This is a genomic window from Kitasatospora sp. NPDC048286 (assembly GCF_043201735.1).
Taxonomy (GTDB): domain Bacteria; phylum Actinomycetota; class Actinomycetes; order Streptomycetales; family Streptomycetaceae; genus Kitasatospora.
This window is the reverse complement of record NZ_JBICZE010000006.1, coordinates 567,483-586,160: the sequence shown is the minus strand read 5'-3', so window position 1 is coordinate 586,160 and position 18,678 is coordinate 567,483. Positions and strand designations below refer to the sequence as shown.

The 18,678-nt window shown below is 72.1% G+C and carries 17 protein-coding genes; 4 read left to right on the top strand and 13 right to left on the bottom strand.

Annotation, left to right across the window (positions count from 1 at the left end; translation table 11 throughout):
• Window positions 1–75: 75 nt before the first annotated feature.
• From ACGF13_RS18095 to ACGF13_RS18060, 8 genes are all read right to left on the bottom strand, one after another.
• Window positions 76–981: a LysR family transcriptional regulator gene (locus tag ACGF13_RS18095; RefSeq protein WP_392875659.1), complete on the bottom strand. Its 906-nt coding sequence runs from the start codon at window positions 979–981 to the stop codon at window positions 76–78.
• 283 nt (window positions 982–1,264) lie between these two features.
• Window positions 1,265–2,134, bottom strand: coding sequence for an amino acid ABC transporter permease (locus ACGF13_RS18090; protein ID WP_392875656.1), 870 nt, complete (start codon window positions 2,132–2,134; stop codon window positions 1,265–1,267).
• Window positions 2,131–2,775, bottom strand: a complete 645-nt coding sequence (locus tag ACGF13_RS18085) for an amino acid ABC transporter permease (RefSeq protein WP_392875653.1) — start codon at window positions 2,773–2,775, stop codon at window positions 2,131–2,133. Before ACGF13_RS18085 ends, ACGF13_RS18090 begins: the two co-directional genes overlap by 4 nt.
• An 11-nt stretch (window positions 2,776–2,786) precedes the next feature.
• Entirely contained in the window at window positions 2,787–3,701 is a 915-nt protein-coding gene (locus ACGF13_RS18080; protein ID WP_392875650.1) for a glutamate ABC transporter substrate-binding protein, read from the bottom strand.
• 123 nt (window positions 3,702–3,824) lie between these two features.
• Window positions 3,825–4,604, bottom strand: a complete 780-nt coding sequence (locus ACGF13_RS18075) for an amino acid ABC transporter ATP-binding protein (RefSeq protein ID WP_392875647.1) — start codon at window positions 4,602–4,604, stop codon at window positions 3,825–3,827.
• Window positions 4,601–4,846, bottom strand: coding sequence for a LapA family protein (locus ACGF13_RS18070; RefSeq protein ID WP_392875644.1), 246 nt, complete (start codon window positions 4,844–4,846; stop codon window positions 4,601–4,603). The genes ACGF13_RS18075 and ACGF13_RS18070 overlap by 4 nt, the downstream gene beginning before the upstream one ends.
• A gap of 168 nt (window positions 4,847–5,014) precedes the next feature.
• Window positions 5,015–6,787: an ABC transporter ATP-binding protein gene (locus tag ACGF13_RS18065; RefSeq protein WP_392875641.1), complete on the bottom strand. Its 1,773-nt coding sequence runs from the start codon at window positions 6,785–6,787 to the stop codon at window positions 5,015–5,017.
• A 43-nt stretch (window positions 6,788–6,830) separates the two neighbouring features.
• Complete coding sequence (locus tag ACGF13_RS18060; protein WP_392875638.1) at window positions 6,831–8,606, bottom strand: ABC transporter transmembrane domain-containing protein; 1,776 nt, start codon at window positions 8,604–8,606, stop codon at window positions 6,831–6,833.
• Between the two features lie 695 nt (window positions 8,607–9,301).
• Between ACGF13_RS18060 and ACGF13_RS18055 the strand changes: the two genes are divergently transcribed.
• Complete coding sequence (locus ACGF13_RS18055) at window positions 9,302–10,168, top strand: aldo/keto reductase (protein WP_392875635.1); 867 nt, start codon at window positions 9,302–9,304, stop codon at window positions 10,166–10,168.
• Window positions 10,169–10,347: 179 nt separating this feature from the next.
• Here ACGF13_RS18055 and ACGF13_RS18050 read toward each other — a convergent pair whose 3' ends face one another.
• Window positions 10,348–11,172, bottom strand: coding sequence for a MarR family winged helix-turn-helix transcriptional regulator (locus ACGF13_RS18050; protein WP_392875632.1), 825 nt, complete (start codon window positions 11,170–11,172; stop codon window positions 10,348–10,350).
• Window positions 11,173–11,618: 446 nt separating this feature from the next.
• On the opposite strand from ACGF13_RS18050, the gene fabG reads away from it, so the two are divergent.
• Window positions 11,619–12,386: a 3-oxoacyl-ACP reductase FabG gene (fabG, locus tag ACGF13_RS18045; protein ID WP_392875629.1), complete on the top strand. Its 768-nt coding sequence runs from the start codon at window positions 11,619–11,621 to the stop codon at window positions 12,384–12,386.
• A 378-nt stretch (window positions 12,387–12,764) separates the two neighbouring features.
• The gene (locus ACGF13_RS18040; protein WP_392875626.1) at window positions 12,765–13,427 is read left to right on the top strand and encodes a phosphatase PAP2 family protein; all 663 of its coding nucleotides are present in this window, start codon (window positions 12,765–12,767) and stop codon (window positions 13,425–13,427) included.
• A gap of 100 nt (window positions 13,428–13,527) precedes the next feature.
• Here the strand turns inward: ACGF13_RS18040 and ACGF13_RS18035 are convergent, their stop codons facing one another.
• Window positions 13,528–13,794: an I78 family peptidase inhibitor gene (locus ACGF13_RS18035; RefSeq protein WP_392875623.1), complete on the bottom strand. Its 267-nt coding sequence runs from the start codon at window positions 13,792–13,794 to the stop codon at window positions 13,528–13,530.
• 72 nt (window positions 13,795–13,866) lie between these two features.
• Between ACGF13_RS18035 and ACGF13_RS18030 the strand changes: the two genes are divergently transcribed.
• Window positions 13,867–14,139 carry a DUF6343 family protein gene (locus tag ACGF13_RS18030; RefSeq protein WP_392875620.1) on the top strand — a complete coding sequence of 91 codons (273 nt, stop codon included), beginning with the start codon at window positions 13,867–13,869 and terminating at the stop codon, window positions 14,137–14,139.
• A gap of 71 nt (window positions 14,140–14,210) precedes the next feature.
• Here ACGF13_RS18030 and ACGF13_RS18025 read toward each other — a convergent pair whose 3' ends face one another.
• From ACGF13_RS18025 to hpnH, 3 genes are all read right to left on the bottom strand, one after another.
• Window positions 14,211–15,611, bottom strand: coding sequence for an aspartate aminotransferase family protein (locus ACGF13_RS18025; RefSeq protein ID WP_392875617.1), 1,401 nt, complete (start codon window positions 15,609–15,611; stop codon window positions 14,211–14,213).
• Entirely contained in the window at window positions 15,601–17,511 is a 1,911-nt protein-coding gene (gene dxs / locus ACGF13_RS18020) for a 1-deoxy-D-xylulose-5-phosphate synthase (RefSeq protein WP_392875614.1), read from the bottom strand. The genes ACGF13_RS18025 and dxs overlap by 11 nt, the downstream gene beginning before the upstream one ends.
• Before the next feature lie 137 nt (window positions 17,512–17,648).
• Window positions 17,649–18,677, bottom strand: coding sequence for an adenosyl-hopene transferase HpnH (hpnH, locus tag ACGF13_RS18015; RefSeq protein ID WP_392875611.1), 1,029 nt, complete (start codon window positions 18,675–18,677; stop codon window positions 17,649–17,651).
• Window position 18,678 lies beyond the last annotated feature (1 nt).

The window sequence follows — 18,678 nt, the reverse complement described above, 5'->3', positions numbered from 1 at the left end:
ACGGATCGACCTATCACGTCCAAGGAGGGTTCGTAAGCAACCTCCCCATCAACGCTTATATGTCGGTCGGGCTGCTCAGCACCCGACCCGGCTCGCCGCCGCCTGCCGCAGGTGGTCCAGCACCAGTCCGGTGGCCGGGATCCGGCGGTGCTCGCGCAGCACGTACGCGCTCACCTGCCGCCGCAGGTGCGGTTCGGCTGCCCGCCCGGTGACCTTGCGGTGGCACATGAAGGAGAGCACCAGGGCCGGCATCAGCGCGATCCCGACCCCGGCGGCGACGAGCGACTGCACCGCGAGGTTGTCGTCGGTGGAGAACACGATGTCCGGCGCGAAACCCTCCTCCGCGCAGACGTGCAGCAGGTTGGCACGACACCGCGGACAGCCGGCGATCCAGCGTTCGCCGCCGAGGTCGGCCAGCCGTACGGCGTGCCGGCGGCCGAGCGGGTGCCCGACCGGCAGCAGCACCGTGAGCAGGTCCTCCATCAGCGGGATCTCGTCCAGGCCCTCCGGCACCTCGGTGGCCCCGCCCGGGTAGCGGAAGGCCAGCGCGATGTCGCACTCCCCGCGCAGCAGTCGCTGGACGGAGTCCGGCGGCTCGGCCTCCAGCAGTTCCACCCGCACGCCGGGGTGCTCGGCCAGCAGCCGGGCCATCGCCTCGGGTATCAGGGTGGCGTTGGCGCTGGGAAAGGCGCAGACCCGCACCCGCCCGGCGCGCAGCCGGGCGAGCGCGGCGAGCTGCTGCTGGGCGGCCGACATGCTGCCGAGGATCAGCTCGGCGTGCCGGGAGAGCGCCTCGCCGGCCTCGGTGAGCCGCAGTCCGCGCCCCGCCCGGGTGAAGAGCGGAACGCCGACGGTGCGTTCGAGCGCCTTCATCTGCTGGGTGATGGCGGGCTGGGTGTAGCCGAGTTCGCGGGCGGCGGCCGAGTAGGAGCCGGCCCGGACGACCTCGTGGAACGTCCTGATGTGCCGCGAATCGAACACCGGCTCCATGATCCCTCCCACCCGCTCGTCCACCTTCGGCAGCCCACTCCGGCCGCGCGTCGACCACATTCCGGCCGTGCCGAGACCGCACTTCGGCCGTGCCCCGGCTGTGCCGCAGCCGTGCTTCGGCCGCGTCCGGGCGCCCGAGAATCATAAGAGGAATTTGGAGGTATCGACCCCGACCCCACCCGCACCTATGGTTCAGCCTCGAACCGGCCTGCTCAGGACCGGTCCTTCTCGGTGCCGCACCGTCTCGGTGCCGCACCGTCTCAGCACCGCACCGTCACTGCTGCGCCGAGGGCGGCAGCCCCATCGCCACCCCGGCCTTGACCACCGGCGCCCCGCCGCGCACGCTCGGGCTGCGCCGGCTGCGCCGCTCCACGAAGCGGGCGAGCCAGGAGAGCAGCAGACACATGCCGATGTAGACCGGCGCGATCACCATGACCACCGGGATGAACGGCAGGTCGTAGTCCAGGTTGGTGGCGATCAGCTTGCCCGCGTGCAGGAACTCCTCGTAGGTGATCAGGAACCCCAGCGAGGTGTCCTTGAGCGCGACCACAAGCTGGCTGATGATGGCCGGCAGCATCGCCCGGTTGGCCTGCGGCACCAGGACGTAGGACATCACCTGGGTCTTGCGCATGCCGAGCGCGTACGCCGCCTCCCGCTGCCCCTTGGGCACGGCGAGCACGCCGGCCCGGAACACCTCGGCCAGCACCGAGCCGTTGTAGAGCACCAGGCCGGCCACCAGCGCCCAGAGCGGCTGCACCTTGAGCGCGACGAAGACGAAGAAGATCATCACCAGCACCGGCATGGCCCGGAAGAACTCCACCACCAGGGTGGCGAACCAGCGCACCACCCGGTGGTCGGAGAGCCGCCCGGCCGCGAACAGCGCGCCGAAGGGCAGCGCGAACAGTACCGTCCAGCCGAAGGCCTTGAGGGTGTTGCCGAGCCCGCGCAGCAGCAGTTCCTGCACGCCCCGGTACTCGAAGGCCATCCACTTCTCGTACGTGAACTGCTGGGTGTGGAACATCATGTAGACGACCCAGCCGATCAGCGCCGCGATCAGCAGCAGCGCGATCCCGCCGTACAGCCGGTGCCGGGCGAGCGCCTTCGGCCCGGGGATGTCGTACAGCGCCGAGGATTCAACGGTCATCGGGACACCGCCACTCGTCGTTCCAGCAGGTTGAAGACGGCGCTGATGGCCAGGGTGATGATCAGGTAACCGACGGCGATCCAGACGAAGGTCCAGACAATGCTGTAGCCCAGCTCGTTGATGGTCCGGTAGGTGCCCAGCAGTTCGGTGACGCTGAACGAACCGGCGATCGCCGTGTTCTTCGCCAGCGCGATCATCACACTGCCGAGTGGTGCCACCACCGACCGGTACGCCTGCGGCAGCACCACCAGGCCCATCGTCTGCCCGAAGCTCATGCCGAGGCTGCGGGCCGCCTCCCCCTGCCCGGTCGGCACCGTGTTGATGCCCGAGCGCATCGACTCGCAGACGAAGGCCGAGGTGTAGCAGCCCAGCGCCAGCACCGCGAAGGTGTAGAAGGGCAGGGTGATGTTGAACCGGGGCAGTCCCAGCACCACGATGAAGAACAGCAGCGTCAGCGGCGTGTTGCGCAGCACCGTCACCCACAGCGTCCCGAACACCCGCAGCGGCTTGACCGGTGAGACCCGGAAGCCCGCGACCAGCACACCCAGCACCAGCGCCAGCACGGCGCTCACCAGGAACAGCGAGAGCGTGCCGAGGAAGCCCTCCCAGTAGGTCGACCAGTTGTCGGTCAGCGTCTTCACGGCATGGCCTCTCAGTACCGGTCGATCTGCGGCGGGGTCGGCGCCGGCTCCCCGGAGAGGCCGAGGGTCGCCTCGAAGGCCCTCTGCCAGTCGCCGTTCTGCATGTGGTGCTCCAGCGCGTCGTTGATCGCGCCGCGCAGTACGGTGTCCTCCTTCGGCACCCCGATCCCGTACGGCTCGGTGGAGAACAGCGGTCCGACCACCTTGAGCTCGTCCGGCACCTTGGCCGCGTAGCCGAGCAGGATCGCGTTGTCCGTGGTCACCGCGTCGACCTGGTCGGTGATCAGGTTGTCGACGCAGGCCGAGTAGGTGTCGTAGCCGATCAGCCTGGCCTTCGGGAACTGCGACTGGATCCGCTGGTACGGCGTCGAACCGGCCGCCGAGCAGACCTTCTTGCCGTCCAGGTCCTCCGGACCGTGGATGGTGTCGTTGTTCCTGCGCACCAGCAGCGACTGCCCGGCGATGAAGTACGGGCCGGCGAAGCCGACCAGCTTCTTCCGGTTCTCGTTGATGGTGTAGGTGCCGACGTAGTAGTCCACCTGGCCGTTCTGCAGGGCGGTCTCGCGGTTGGCCGAGGCGATGGTCTTGAACTGGATCCGGTCCGGCGGGAAGCCCAGCGAGGCGCCGACCATCTTGGCGATCTCGATGTCGAAGCCGGAGTACTCGCCGGTGGCCGGGTTCTTCTGGCCCAGGTACGGCTGGTCCTCCTTGGCGCCGACCACCAGGTGGCCCCGGCGGCGGGCGGCGTCCAGGGTCGGCGAGCCGGTGATCGCGGAGGCGTCCTGCACCTGGTAGGTGGGCAGCGCGCTGGGCTGCGGGCCCTTGGGCGGCGGGGTGCCGGGCTTGCCGCAGCCCGCCAGCAGCGCGGTGAGCAGCAGGACGGCGGCGAGCACCCGCCTCCCCGCCCGCGCGGCGGGCCTCGCCACCGGTCTCCCCGCCCGCACCACCGGCCTCGTCACCGACGTCGTCACGGGCCTCGCGACCGGCGGCGCCACGGACGTCGTCAGGGGCCGACCCGCGGGCGTCGTCTCACGGTTCACGGCGCCGCCTCAGTGCTTCAGGATCTTGGACAGGAAGTCCCGGGCGCGATCGCTCTCAGGAGCGCTGAAGAAGTCCTCCGGGGCGCGGTCCTCGACGATCCGACCGTCGGCCATGAACACCACCCGGTTGGCGGAGGCCCGGGCGAAGCCCATCTCGTGGGTGACCACGACCATCGTCATGCCCTCGCTCGCGAGCTGGCGCATGACGTCCAGCACCTCGTTGATCATCTCGGGGTCGAGTGCCGAGGTGGGCTCGTCGAACAGCAGCGCCTTGGGCTCCATCGCCAGCGCGCGGGCGATCGCGACCCGCTGCTGCTGCCCGCCGGAGAGCTGTGCCGGGTACTTGGCGGCGTGCGAGGCGAGGCCCACCCGCTCCAGCAGCGCGCGGGACTTCTCGTCCGCCTCGGCCCTGGGCCGCCCGCGGACCTTGATCTGCGCGAGTGAGACGTTCTGCAGCACGGTCTTGTGCGCGAACAGGTTGAAGGACTGGAACACCATGCCGACCTCGGCGCGCAGCCTGGCCAGCCCCTTGCCCTCCTCGGGCAGCGGCTCGCCGTCGATCAGGATGGTGCCGTCCTCGATCGGCTCCAGCCGGTTGATCGCCCGGCAGAGGGTGGACTTGCCGGAGCCGGACGGCCCGATGACCACGACGACCTCGCCGCGCCCGACCGTCAGGTCGATGTCCTGGAGGACGTGCAGGTCCCCGTAGTGCTTGTTGACCCCGCGCACCTCGATCAGCGGGGTGAAGGCCGAGGCGCCGGTCGGGGCCGGCCCGGGGGCCGCGGTCACTTGCTGCGCCGCCCCTTCAACAGCCAGCCCAGCGCGACGCCCGCGATCAGCGTGGCCAGCAGCGCGATCCAGAGCGGCGCGGTGACGGTGAAGACCCAGAACTGGATCTGCACCCTGTCGAGGTTGGCGAACAGGAACCACACGGCGAGGACGACGATGACGCCGATCCCGATGTACCGCGTGGGAATCCCACCGATCTCACCGCGGGAGGAGCGGGACGAGCCGTCTGAAATCTTGGTCACCGGAGCAGTCTGCGGGCCGGACGGCCGATTTGCCCGACTACGCGCCATTCCGGGCCGGGGAGTAACCCGTACGGGGTAATCGAGCCCCGTACGGGTTTGAAAGCTCCCCGGAAGCTCCCCGGCAGCTGTCCGGAAGCTGTCCGGAAGCTCTCCGGCCCGGACCTCCCGCTACCGCTCGTCCCGCCAGGACCGCCAGAGCGCCGCGTACGGACCGCCCGCCGCGACCAGGTCCGGGTGGCTGCCGTACTCGCTGATCCGCCCGTCCTCGACCACCGCGATCACGTCCGCGTCGTGCGCGGTGTGCAGCCGGTGGGCGATGGCGATGACCGTCCGGCCCTCCAGCACCCGGGAGAGCGAGCGCTCCAGGTGGCGGGCGGCCCGCGGGTCCAGCAGGGAGGTGGCCTCGTCCAGCACCAGGGTGTGCGGATCGGCCAGCACCAGCCGGGCCAGCGCCAGCTGCTGGGCCTGCGGCGGGGTCAGCGAGGTGCCGCCGGAGCCGACCTCGGTGTCCAGCCCCTCCGGCAGGGCGTCCACCCAGGCCCCGGCGTCCACCGCTTCCAGCGCTGCCCGCAGCTCGGTGTCGTCCGCGTCGGGCGCGGCCAGCCGCAGGTTGTCCCGCAGGGTACCGACGAAGACGTGGTGCTCCTGGTTCACCAGCGCGACCTCCGCGCGCACCCGCTCGGCCGGCATCCGCGCCAGCGCCGCCCCGCCGAGGGTCACGCTGCCGCGGCCGGGGGCGTAGATCCCGGCGAGCAGCCGGCCGAGGGTGGACTTGCCCGCCCCGGACGGCCCGACCAGCGCGACCCGGCTGCCCGGGGCGACGTCCAGGCTGATCCCGTGCAGGACGTCGGCGCCCTCGCGGTAGCCGAAGCGGACGTCCTTGGCCTCGACCCGACGGCCGTCCGGGCGGGCGGACTCGTCCCCCTCGTGCTCGGGCACCTCGCGCACGCCGACCAGCCGGGCCAGTGAGGCCTGGCCGATCTGGAGCTCGTCGTACCAGCGCAGGATCAGGTCCACCGGGCCGGTCAGCATCTGCGCGTAGAGCACGCCGGTGGTCAACTGGCCCACGGTGATCCAGCCTCGGAGGGTGAACAGCCCGCCGAGCACCAGCGTGGCGAGCACCGCCGTGGTGTAGACCGCGTCGATGGTCGGGAACCAGACCGAGCGCAGCCACAGGGTGTACCGCTCCCAGGCCAGCCACTCGCGCAGCTTGCGGTCCGTCAACCGGACCCGCTGGTCGCCCAGCCGCAGCGCCTCGACCGTCCGCCCGGCGTCGACCGTCTCGGCCAGCACGTTGCTCACCGCCGCGTACCCGGCCGCCTCGCTGCGGTAGGACTGCGGTGCGCGCCGGAAGTACCAGCGGGAGCTGGCCAGCAGCAGTGGCAGCCCGATCAGCGCGGTCAGCGCGAGCGGTGGCGAGGTGACCAGCAGCGCACCCAGCACCAGCAGCAACGACACCACGGCGACGGCGAGTTCGGGCACCGCCTCGCGCACCGACTTGTCCAGCCGGTCGACGTCGGTGGTGCCCCGGGAGACCAGGTCCCCGGTGCCGGCCCGCTCCAGCACGCCGGTCGGCAGAGCCACCGAGCGGACCAGGAAGTCCTCGCGCAGGTCGGCCAGCACCCGCTCGCCGAGCACCGCGCCGCGCATCCGCGACCAGCCGGTGAACGCCGCCTGGGCCACCAGCGCCAGCAGGTACCAGGCGACCGCCACCGCGATGGTGGACCCGGCGGTGCCGGTGGCCAGCGACTCGACCAGGCGGCCGAGCACCCAGGGCCCGACCAGCCCGGCCAGGGTGGCCGTCGAGTGCAGCACCACCACCGCGGAGAACCCGGCGCGGTGCCGCCGCGCGAGCAGCAGCAGGTACTCGCGCACGGCGGCCGGGGAACCGACCGGCAGGGTGGCGGCGGGCCCCTGTTCCTCCTGGACGGGGGGCTTCATGACGTACTCCTCGCGTGTGTGGCAGGGATTTTGACGGCGGTCCTCATACGGCCCCACCCACCGGACGGGCCGTTTCCTCCTCGCGGGTGACCACGGCCCGGTAGGCCGGCTCGGTCCGCATCAGCTCGCGGTGCCGCCCGGCCGCGACGGCCCGGCCCTCCTGCAGCAGCACCACCCGGTCCGCCTGGTCGAGCAGCAGCGGGCTGGTCGCGAACACCACGGTGGTGCGGCCCGCCCTGGTGTCCCGCAGCCCGGTGGCGATCCGTGACTCGGTGTGCGCGTCCACCGCGCTGGTGGGCTCGTCGAGCACCAGCACCGGCGGGTCCGCCAGCAGGGCCCGGGCCAGCGCGAGCCGCTGGCGCTGCCCGCCGGAGAGCGAGCGTCCGCGCTCGGTGATCCGGGCGCGCATCGGGTCGCCCCCGCACTCGGGCGAGCCGTCCACCAGGGCTTCCAGCACGTCGTCGGACCGGGCCGCCGCCAGGGCCGCGGCGGCCGGGACCCGCCCCGAGGACGGGATGTCGAACAGCTCGGCCAGCGTGCCGGAGAGCAGCACCGGCTCCTTGTCGTGGACCAGCACCGCCGCCCTGGCCTCGGCCAGCGGCACCGAGTCCAGCTCCGTACCGCCGAGCCGCACCGAGGTCTGCGCCCGTTCGCCCTCGGCCAGCGGGACGTGCCCGCCCAGCCGTTCGGCCAGCGCCCCGGCGAAGTCCGGGTCCCCGCAGACCACCGCGGTCAGCTCGCCGGCCCGCGCGGTCAGCCCGCTCGCCGGGTCGTGCAGGTCCGCCTTGTCCGGCCTGGCCAGCGAGGCCTCGGCGGTGCCGGCGGTCCGGGCCAGCGAGAGCACCCGCACGGCCCGCCCGGCGGAGACCCGGGCCACGCTCCAGGCGTGCGCCGCCTCGCCCAGGATGCGCAGCGGAGCGGCCAGGAAGGCCGTCGCGCCGTACACCGCGATCAGGGTGCCGACGGCGAGCTCGCCGTCGGCCACCAGCCGGGCGCCGTACCAGGTGACGCCGACCACGAACAGCCCGGGCAGCAGCACCTGCTGCGCCTGCATCAGCGACCAGATCCGGGACGAGCGGACGGCCGCCGCGCGGACCTTCTGGGAGGCGGCCCGATACCGCTCCAGGAACAGCTCCTCGCCGCCGATGCCGCGCAGCACCCGCAGCCCCGCGACGGTGTCGGCCGCCAGCTCGGTGGCCTTGCCGCCGAGGGCGCGCTGCTGCTCGTAGCGCCGCTCGAACGGGCCGATCAGCGGCCAGACGGAGGCCGCCAGCACCGGGACGCCGAGCAGCACCCCGATCCCGAGCACCGGATCGACCGTCAGCACCGCCACGCTCACGGCCAGCCAGACGATCACCGCGGCCCGGACCCGGGCGACCAGCTCGACGTACCAGCCGATCCGCTCGACGTCCCCGCTGCCGACCGCGACGACCTCGCCGGTGGCGATCCGGCGGGACAGCCCGGCCCCCAGGTGCGAGGCCTGCCGGGCCACCAACTGCCGGACGTGGGTGGCCGCGTGGATCCAGTTCCAGACCGCCTGGCGGTGCAGCAGCACCGTCCCGAACGAGGCACCCGCGCCCAGCAGCAGGAGGAGCCCGCCGGACCGCCAGATCCCGCCGGCGTCGCCGTCCACGGCGGCCTGCACGCCGATCCCGAGCGGTACCGGCAGGGCGGCCTGGCACCCCATCTCGATCAGCGCCCAGAGGGTGGCGAGCAGTTGCCCGCGTCGCTGGCTGCGCTGCAGCCAGCGCAGGAAGGCCAGGGGTGAGGAGAGGTCGGGACTGCCGGGGTCGGCCAGCGGCAGAGGGGTGAGCAGCATGACACTCCGATGCGGGCGGTGCGCGGGTGCGGATGTGCACGGGCGCACGGGGTACGGGGAGTTCGGGGGGAACAGGGCGCACGGAACGCCTCGATGGCGTGCGCGCAGCGCGGGCGGCGGCCGAACGGCAGGCGGCCGGAGCCGACGGACGGATGATGCGCGGCGCGGCGGCACGGCGGCGGCGCGGCATCGGCGATGCGCCCGGAGGAGACACCGGACGGAGATGGAATGGGCACGAAGGGCCCGGAAGTCAGGAGGTCATGGCCGCGAGCCTGCCAAGCTTCGTGTGATCCGCGCAACAGGTTTTTCCACCGCGGCCGCCCACCCCCGCACCCCCGCACCCCACGGCCCGCGCAACCCCCGCACGCCACACCCCGCACACCGCCGCACCCCACACACCGCCGCACCCCACGGCCCGCACACCCCCTGCGCGCCGGGCCGCACGCCCCCGCGCACAGCCTCCGCACGCTCCCCGCACGCGAGTCCGCAAGCCCCCACACGCCGCCGGAGGTCCTCACGGCCCCCCGACGGTCCCCCACCAGGGCGGTCTCCGCCCCGCCACCGGCGGGGCCGCCACCCCGGGCAAACCCTCGCAAAGCTTCACTCAAGATTCGCCCGTTCGGCGGGAACAATCACACCGGGGCACCAGTTGCCCCCACTGGAACCACAGGACAATCAGGAGGGCACCCCTTCCCGTGAGCACCATCCCCACCGTCACCCTCAACGACGGCGCGCAGATCCCGCAGCTCGGCTTCGGCGTGTGGCAGGTCCCGGACGACGAGGCCACGCCGGCCGTCCGCGCCGCGATCGAGGCGGGCTACCGCTCCATCGACACGGCGGCCATCTACGAGAACGAGGCCGGCACCGGCGCGGCGATCGCCGAGGCACTGGCGGGCGGCGTGTCCCGCGAGGACCTCTACGTCACCACCAAGCTGTGGAACTCGGGCACCCGCGACTGGTCCGGCGAGCAGGGCCGCGACGCGGTGCTGCGCGAGTTCGACGCCTCGCTGGCCAAGCTCGGCCTCGAGCAGCTCGACCTCTACCTGATCCACTGGCCGCGCCCGATGCACGGCGACAGCTACCTGAACATCTGGAAGGCGTTCGAGCAGCTGAAGGCGGACGGCCGGGTCAGGTCGATCGGCGTCTCCAACTTCGGCACCGAGCAGCTGACCCGCCTGCTCGACGAGGCCACCGTCGCCCCGGTCCTGAACCAGGTCGAGCTGCACCCGTACTTCCCCCAGACGGAGCTGCGCGCCTTCCACGCCGAGCACGGCATCGCCACCGAGGCGTGGAGCCCGCTGGGCCAGGGCAAGGAGCTCCTCGCCGAGCCCGCGCTGGTGAAGATCGCCGAGAAGCACGGCCGCACCGTCGCCCAGGTGGTGCTGCGCTGGCACCTCCAGAGCGGCGTGATCGCCATCCCGAAGTCGGTCACCCCGTCCCGGATCCGCGAGAACCTGGACGTCGCCGGCTTCGAGCTGGACGCCGAGGACCTCACGGCGATCGCCGCCGTGGCCACCGGCAAGCGGATCGGCCCGGACCCGCAGGAGTTCGACTGGAACTGACGCCCGGCCCGGGGGCCCGGCAGCCGGGCCCCCGAACCGCCTGACGCCCGGTCACGCGAAGGCCGCCCGCACCCCTACGGGAGCGGGCGGCCTTCGGTGTGCCCCGATCCGCCAAAGCCCATGACATGGACCCTCAGCGTTTTGGCGAATCGTTTTGGCTACTGCGGCGAAGATTTGACCTAGAGCCTGGCCGCCTTCGCGACGAGCGCGAGCGCGGCTTCGTGCTCGCCCTCCTCCAGCGGCGCCAGCAGCAGCCGCTGGACCTCGGCCACCCCGGCGGCCGAGCGGTGCAGCAGGTCCTGTCCCGCCGGTGAGAGCGAGAGCAGGTTGCGCCGTCCGTCCGAGGGGTCGCGCCGACGCTGCACCAGACCGCGGCGCACCAGCCGGCTGACCATCTCGGCCATCGTGGCCTTGTCCAGCGAGGCGAGCTCGCCGACCGTGCGCTGGTCGGCGCCCGGTTCCAGCTCCAGCGCGTCCAGCACCGCGTACTGCGGAGCCGTGAGCTCGACGCCCACGTGCTCCGACCAGAGCTTGGTGTGCACCTGCTGGCTCACCCTGATCAGGTAGCCGATCGCCCGTTGGGCGTCCAGTATCGGCCGCGCGTCGGTGATGACGGCGACCGCCGCGGGCTCCAGCCTGGCTATCTTGGCCATCACCCGGACGATCTCGACCTGTTCCTCCGCCGTGAGCGGCTCGAACAGGACGCGCTGCACGCGGACCACACCACCGGTGGCCTCGCGCACCGCCTGGGCTCCGCTCTGCGAGAGCGCCAGCAGCTTGCGCCGGCCGTCGGCCGGGTCGCGCCTGCGCAGCACCAGGCCGCGGCGGACCAGCCGCGCGACCATCTCGGCCATCGTGGCCTTGTCCAGCGAGGCACGCTCGCCGACCGTCCGCTGGTCCGCACCCGGCTCCAGGGCCAGGACCAGCAGCACGGCGAACTGCGGAGCCGTGAGATCGGCTCCGACGTGTTCGGACCACAAGCGGGTGTGAACCTGCTGTGCCACGCGAATGAGGTGTCCGGGCGACTGCTGAAGTCGCGCAGACACGCGGGTTGTCGGGATCTCCCCCAGCACCATGTATCCGTCCCGATGTCACACCCGGTGTGTGTGGGACACCCGGGTGGGGCAGTAACGGCGAGTGGGCGTCCAGCTATGAGGGAGGGCGCTCCAGCCGTGCAGCCGGTGGCTGCTGGCGGACACTATACAAACGGCGGGCCCTTGCTGGCAGGCAGGGGCGGATAGTAGACGCAGGTTCGGCAACATTGGCATATTTACGGGCTGCGAAGGCCTTGCAGTAACCCGTTCTCAGCAGAAAGCCGACCGGTCGGTCCTTACCCACCGTCACCTGCGTCTCTCCACCCTGGCCGTGCCCCCTACCCGCCGGTAGGGTGTGGCCACCCCTCTCCGGGGGCTCTCCCCGGGAGGCAACCCCGAGAGAGACGAGAGCGAGCATGACCGAGCAGAGCACCGCCCCCCGGGTCGCCGTCGTCACCGGCGCCGCCCGCGGTCTGGGCGCCGCCACCGCCGTCCGGCTGGCCGCCGACGGCTACGCGGTCGCCGTCCTGGACCTGGACGAGGCGGCGGGCAAGGAGACCGTCGACCGGATCACCGCCGCCGGCGGCCGGGCGCTGGCCGTCGGCGCCGACGTCTCGGACGCCGAGCAGGTCCAGGCCGCCGTCGACCGGGTGGCCGCCGAGCTCGGCGCCCCGGTCGTCCTGGTGAACAACGCGGGCGTGCTCCGCGACAACCTGCTCTTCAAGATGTCCGAGTCCGACTGGGACACGGTCATGAACGTTCACCTCCGCGGCGCCTTCCTGATGACCCGCGCAGTGCAGAAGCACATGGTCGACGCCGGTTTCGGCCGCATCGTCAACCTGTCCTCCTCCTCGGCCCAGGGCAACCGCGGCCAGGCCAACTACTCGGCCGCCAAGGCCGGTCTCCAGGGCTTCACCAAGACTTTGGCCATCGAGCTGGGCAAGTTCGGCATCACGGCCAACGCGGTCGCCCCGGGCTTCATTGCCACGGACATGACAGCAGCCACCGCCGCCCGGGTCGGCATGGACTTCGAAGACTTCAAGCGGGCTGCGGCCTCCCAGATCCCGGTCCAGCGGGTCGGTCTGCCTGAGGACGTCGCCCACACCATCTCGTTCCTCGCGAGCGAGGACGCCGGCTTCGTCTCCGGCCAGGTGATCTACGTCGCGGGCGGCCCCCTCGACTGAGCACGGAACCTACACAGGGTTACCACGGAGTGGGAAGCCGGGCGCACCGGCCTCCCGCTCCGCTTGCTTTACCGGGGCTTTTGCAGAAGCATTCGATGACCACACTGACATTCGATCCCGGAATAGCGGAAATCACCCCCCGAGCCGCCCCGATTCGACCCGATTGTCGATTTCCCGGGAAAATGACAATTACCACCGGAATAGCCCTGTCCGGCTGGGTAAGGTCACCCCGTGCAATCCAGAAGTACCCCCGCTCCCATTCCGCGCCAGGGGCCGGGGCGTCCCACCGCGGAAACCGGCCGCCGGGAACGCCCCACCACCCCCGCGCGGCCCCTCGCCCCGGTCGGCCCCGATCCCCGCGAACCCGGCTGGCCCCCGATGAGCCGGCGCCGGGCCGCCCTGCTCGCCGTCACCCTCGCCGGCTACCTGCTGGTGCTGGCCGGGGTCCTGCTCAACACCGCGCTGGTCGACCTCGACTGGTCGGTCCGGCTGCTGCGCCCCTACGAGCGGTGGCCCCGGCTGGAGCCGCTGCTCGACACCTGGGTGGTCGCCGGGCAGCGCGGCCCCTCGGCGATCGCCGCCTTCATCTGGCTCGGCTGGCGGGCCCGCCGCCTCGGCCGGGTGCGCCCGCTGCTGGTCATGGGCATCGCGCTGCTGTTGCTCAACGTCACCGTCGGCGCGGTCAAGATCGTCACCGGCCGGCTCGGCCCGCACTACGCCCAGTACGTCGGCTCACCCGAGCTCTTCTCCGGCGGCACCATCTTCCCCTCCGGCCACACCGCCAACGCGGTGGTCACCTGGGGGGTGCTCGCCTACCTCGCCGTCCGCTGGCGGCGCACCGGCGCGCTGATCGCCGCCGCCACCGCCTGCTCGATCGGCCTGACCACGGTCTACCTGGGTACCCACTGGGTCACCGACGTCCTGGCCGGCTGGGCCGCCGGACTGCTCGTCCTGCTCTCCCTGCCGCTGCTGGAACCCCTGGTCGCCGCCGCCGAACAGCGGCTCCACCGGCGCTTCGCCCGCCGCCACCTGCCCTGCTGAACCCCGGCCATCCCGAACCCGAGCCGCCCGAACCCACACCGACCTGCGCCCGAACCGGCCCGCACCGACCCGGACGGCAGCCGGCCCGGCGCCCCCGGACCTACCCCTCCCAGCTGCGCTCGACCACCCCGTCGCGCACCGCGAGGTTGAGCCGCCCGTACCGGTACTCCATGGTCATCAGGTCCCCCGGCTCCAGCACCCGGACCGACGCCCAACCGTGCCGCCGGGCCAGCTCCCGGGCCCGCTCGATCCGCAGCCCCGCGTACCCCTCGCCGTCCGGACCCATCTCACCCGAGCCGGAACCCGCGCCCGGGCCCGAGCCCGCCGCGTCCGAACCCGCTCCCGAACCCGCGTCCGAACCCGACATCGCGCCTCCCCGGCTGGTCCCTCGGACGTACGCTGGAATCGTAGCCCGACCGTGCGGTCCGGAGGTGAAGGGATGCGCACCACCACCCCGCGCCGGTGGCGCAGCGGCACCGAGCCGGCCACCGCCCGCAGCGACCTCAAGCTCCGCTACCTGCTCTCGCTCACCTTCACGCCGCTGTTCGCACTGGCCACGGTGGGCTTCGCGCTCTGGGCGGCGGCCTCGCCCGCCTCCGGCGCACCCAGCCGGGGCACCCTCACCGGGTTCGCGGTGGCCTGCGGCCTGCTCACCCTGTTCGCCGTCGTCGATCTCGTGGTGGTTATCCGGCGCCGCCGGACCGAGCTCTGAGGCGGTGTCTCCCACGGAGTGGGAAGCCGGCCGGGCCGGCTTCCCACTCCGCGCCACCCGCGGCCCCCGCCTCAGCGGCCGGCGACGGCCTGCTTGACCAGGGTGCGCCCGAAGTCCCACATCAGTCCGCTCCCCCGGTGGGCCTCGTCCATGATCGCGGTGAATGCGTCCACGAACCGGTCCACGTCGTGCTCGGTGATGATCAGCGGCGGGATCAGTTTGATCACTTCCAGGTGGTCCCCGGAGACCTGGGTCAGGATGCGGTGCCGCTGCAGCAGCGGCACCACCACCATCTGCGCGAACAGCCCCTTGCGTGCCGCCTGGAGCGCGGTCCAACCGGTGCGCAGCTTGAGCGACTTGGGCCGGCCGAACTCGATCCCGATCATCAGCCCGCGCCCGCGCACCTCGGCGAGCAGCTCGTACTCGTCGACCAGTGCGGCCAGCCGTTCGCGGAAGTGGTCACCGACCTTGCGGGCGTTCTCCACCACCTGCTCGTCGCGCATCACCTCCAGGGTCGCCAGCCCGGCCGCCATGGCCTGGGCGTTGGACCCGAAGCTGGCCGAGTGCACCAGCACCCGGTCCATCGAGGAGTACACCTTCTCGAAGATCCAGCTCTTGCCGAGCGTGGCCCCGATCGGCACGTACCCGCCGGACAGCGCCTTGGCCGCGCAGACCAGGTCGGGCAGCACGCCGTCCTCGTGCTGGTAGGCGAAGAACTCGCCGGTGCGGCCGATGCCGGTCTGCACCTCGTCGCAGATCAGCAGTGCCCGGTGCTCGTGCAGCAGCGCCTGGGCGGCCCGCAGCCAGCCGGGCGGCGGCGCCTGGACGCCCTTGCCCTGGATCGGCTCGACGATCAGCCCCGCGACGTCGCCGCGCTTCAGCTCCTTGGCCAGCGCGCGGAGATCGCCGAGCGGGATGGCGGTGTCCGGCAGCAGCGGGTCGAAGCCCTTGCGGAAGCCGCTCTCCCCGTTGACCGAGAGCGAGCCGGTGGTCAGCCCGTGGAAGGCGTGGTCGGCGTAGAGGATCCGCCGGCGTCCGGTGGCGTAGCGGGCGAACTTGAGCGCGGTCTCCACCGCCTCGGTGCCGCTGTTGCCGAAGAACACCCGGTCCAGCCCGGGCGCGTACGACAGCAGCCGCTCGGCCAGCAGCCCGGGCAGCGGCGAGCAGTCGAAGCGGACCAGGTCGGGCAGGTCGAGGTCCATCACCTGCTGGACCGCCGAGCGCACCACGGGATGGTGGCGGCCGAGCGCGAAGATGCCGAAGCCGGCCAGCATGTCGAGGTACTCGTTGCCCTCGGCGTCGTAGAAGTACTGGCCCCGGGCGCGCTCGTAGTACTTGTCGAAGCCGATGGTGTGCAGCATCCGCGGCAGCTGCGGGTTGAGGTAGCGGCCGTGCAGCTCGTAGCGTTCGCCGCCGCGTTCGGCGATCAGCGCGGCGAGGTCGAAGGCGGGGCGGTCTGGTTCAGCCGGCATGGCGCGGGTTCGCTCCTCGGGTCGGTAGCAGGTTCTTGGCGAAGACGGCGGTCTGGGCGGCGACCCCGGTCCCGGTCAGCCCGGCCTCCTCCAGGATCTCTCCGCGCGAGGCGTGGTCGAGGAACTCCTGGGGCAGGCCGAGTACCCGCACCGGCACGTCCACGTCGGCGTCGCGCAGCGCCTGGGCGACGGCCGAACCGACGCCCCCGGTACGGCCGTTGTCCTCGACGGTGACCACCAGCCGGTGGGCGGCGGCCAGTTCGGGCAGCACCGGGTCGACGGGTTTGACCCAGCGCGGGTCGACCACGGTCGCGGTGAAGCCCTCGGCGAGCAGCAGCCGGGCCGCGTCCAGGCAGGCGGGGGCGGTGGTGCCGACCGCGACCAGCAGGATCTCCGGCGCCCGCCCGGTGCGCAGCAGCACGTCCACTGCTCCGATCCGTTCGACGGCCGGCACCGCGGGCCCGATGTTCCCCTTGGGGAAGCGCACCACGGTCGGGGCGTCCTTGACCTCGACGGCCTCGCGCAGCTGGGCGCGCAGCTGTTCGGCGTCGCGCGGCGCGGCGAGCCGCAGGCCGGGGACGACCTGGAGGATCGACATGTCCCACATGCCGTTGTGGGAGGCGCCGTCCGGCCCGGTCACCCCGGAGCGGTCGAGGACGAAGGTGACGCCCAGCCTGTGCAGGGCGACGTCCATCAGCACCTGGTCGAAGGCCCGGTTCAGGAAGGTCGCGTACACCGCGACCACCGGGTGCAGCCCACCGGTGGCCAGCCCCGCCGCGCTGGTGACGGCGTGCTGCTCGGCGATCCCGACGTCGAAGGTCCGCTCCGGGTAGGCCTTGGCGAACGGGGCCAGGCCCACCGGCTGGAGCATGGCCGCGGTGATCGCCACCAGGTCCGGCCGCTCGGCGCCGAGGGTGAGCAGCTCGTCCCCGAACACCGAGGTCCAGGAGACGCCGCCGCTGGGCGAGATCGGCAGGCAGGTGTACGGGTCGATCGGGTTGACGGCGTGGAAGCGGTCGGCCTCGTCCTGCTCGGCCGGCCGGTAGCCGCGCCCCTTGACGGTCAGGCAGTGCACGATGACCGGCCCGCCGAAGTTGCGGGCCTGGCGCAGCGCCTGTTCGACCGCGCCCAGGTCGTGGCCGTCGATCGGCCCGAGGTACTTGAGGCCGAGGTCCTCGAACATGCCCTGTGGGGCGAAGGCGTCCTTGAAGCCCTTCTTGGCGCCGTGCAGCGCGTCGAAGATCGGCTGGCCGACCAGCGGGGTGCGCTGCAGGGCCTCCTTGCCGAGGGCGAGGAAGCGCTCGTAGCCCTGGGTGGTGCGCAGGGTGGCCAGGTGGTTGGCGAGGCCGCCGATGGTCCTGGCGTAGGAGCGCTCGTTGTCGTTGACGACGATGACCAGCGGCCGGTCGCGCGCCTCGGCGATGTTGTTGAGCGCCTCCCAGGCGAGTCCGCCGGTGAGCGCGCCGTCGCCGATCACGGCGACGGTGTGCCGGTCGTGCTGGCCGAGCAGTCGGGCGGCCTTGGCCAGGCCGTCGGCGTAGGAGAGCGCGGTGGAGGCGTGCGAGTTCTCGACCAGGTCGTGCTCGGACTCGCCCCGCGAGGGGTACCCGGAGAGCCCGCCGCGCATCCGCAGCCGGCTGAAGTCCTGGCGGCCGGTGAGCAGTTTGTGGACGTAGCTCTGGTGGCCGGTGTCGAAGACGATCCGGTCGTACGGCGAGTCGAAGACCCGGTGCAGCGCGATGGTGAGCTCCACCACGCCGAGGTTGGGCCCGAGGTGGCCGCCCGTGCGGGTGACGGCGTCGATCAGGAAGTCGCGGATCTCGTCGGCGAGCAGCGGGAGTTCGACCGCCGGGAGCTTGCGCAGCTCGGCCGGGGACGTGACGCGGGAGAGCAGTGACATGGGTACACCTCACGACTCGGAGCGGTGCGGTGGTGCCTCCACCCGGCCCGGGCTCGGGGCCGGACCTGGTTCGGGGGCGGAGCCGGCCCGGGCGCGGGGCCCGGGCCGGAGCGCCGACCTTGGGGTCAACTCCCTGCTCAGCGGCCCTTGTTGCCGCTGACGGTCTCGGTGATGGCACGCAGCGACTGCTGGAGCGAGCCCATCGTCGCGAGGACGGCGGTCGGCTCGTAGCCGCAGTGGGCCATGCAGTTCTCGCAGCGCGGGTCCCTGCCGCGGCCGTACTTGCTCCAGTCGGTCTTCTCGACCAGCTCGCGGTAGGTCGGCACGTAGCCGTCGGCCATCAGGTAGCAGGGCCGCTGCCAGCCGAACAGCGAGTAGTTGGGGATGCCCCAGGGGGTGCACTCGAAGTCGGCCTTGCCCTCCAGGAAGTCCAGGAAGAGCGGGCTGTGGTTGAGCCGCCAGCGGTTGCGGTTGCCGCCGGCGAAGGCCTTGCGGAAGAGCTCCCTGGTCTGCTCGACGCCGAGGAAGTGCTCCTGGTCGGGGGCCTTCTCGTAGGCGTAGGCGGGCGAGATCATCATCTCGTCCACCTTGAGCTCGTCGTTGAGGTAGTCCAGCACCTCGATGACGGTCTGCGGGGTGTCGGTGTTGAAGAAGGTGCTGTTGGTGGTGACCCGGAAGCCCCGCCGCTTGGCCTCCTTGATCGCGGCCACCGCCTCGTCGAAGGTGCCCTCCTTGGCCACCGACTCGTCGTGCCGTTCGCGCATGCCGTCGATGTGCACGGCGAACGTGAAGTACGGCGACGGCTTGAACTTGTCGATCTTCTTGCGCAGCAGCAGCGCGTTGGTGCAGAGGAACACGTACTTGCGGCGTTCGACCAGCTGCCGGACGATCTCGTCGATCTGCGGGTGCATCAGCGGCTCGCCGCCGGCGATCGAGACCATCGGGGCACCCGACTCCAGGACCGCGCCGACCGCCTGGGCGACGGGCATCCGCTGCTTCAGCACGCCCGCCGGGTGCTGGATCTTGCCGCAGCCCTCGCAGGCGAGGTTGCAGGCGAAGAGCGGCTCCAGCTCCACGATCAGCGGGAACTTGTCCCGGCGCTTGAGCAGCTTCTGCTGCATGAGGTAGGTGCCGACCCGCACGGTCTGGCGCAACGGCATGGCCATG

What these genes read in the sequence shown, in the direction of transcription:
- ACGF13_RS18040 (WP_392875626.1), top strand. Translation starts at nt 12,765, where the DNA reads ATGAGCCGGCGCCGGGCCGCCCTGCTCGCCGTCACCCTCGCCGGCTAC.
- ACGF13_RS18065 (WP_392875641.1), bottom strand. Translation starts at nt 6,787, where the DNA reads ATGAAGCCCCCCGTCCAGGAGGAACAGGGGCCCGCCGCCACCCTGCCG.
- dxs (WP_392875614.1), bottom strand. Translation starts at nt 17,511, where the DNA reads ATGTCACTGCTCTCCCGCGTCACGTCCCCGGCCGAGCTGCGCAAGCTC.
- ACGF13_RS18025 (WP_392875617.1), bottom strand. Translation starts at nt 15,611, where the DNA reads ATGCCGGCTGAACCAGACCGCCCCGCCTTCGACCTCGCCGCGCTGATC.
- ACGF13_RS18090 (WP_392875656.1), bottom strand. Translation starts at nt 2,134, where the DNA reads ATGACCGTTGAATCCTCGGCGCTGTACGACATCCCCGGGCCGAAGGCG.
- hpnH (WP_392875611.1), bottom strand. Translation starts at nt 18,677, where the DNA reads ATGGCCATGCCGTTGCGCCAGACCGTGCGGGTCGGCACCTACCTCATG.
- ACGF13_RS18030 (WP_392875620.1), top strand. Translation starts at nt 13,867, where the DNA reads ATGCGCACCACCACCCCGCGCCGGTGGCGCAGCGGCACCGAGCCGGCC.
- fabG (WP_392875629.1), top strand. Translation starts at nt 11,619, where the DNA reads ATGACCGAGCAGAGCACCGCCCCCCGGGTCGCCGTCGTCACCGGCGCC.
- ACGF13_RS18060 (WP_392875638.1), bottom strand. Translation starts at nt 8,606, where the DNA reads ATGCTGCTCACCCCTCTGCCGCTGGCCGACCCCGGCAGTCCCGACCTC.
- ACGF13_RS18035 (WP_392875623.1), bottom strand. Translation starts at nt 13,794, where the DNA reads ATGTCGGGTTCGGACGCGGGTTCGGGAGCGGGTTCGGACGCGGCGGGC.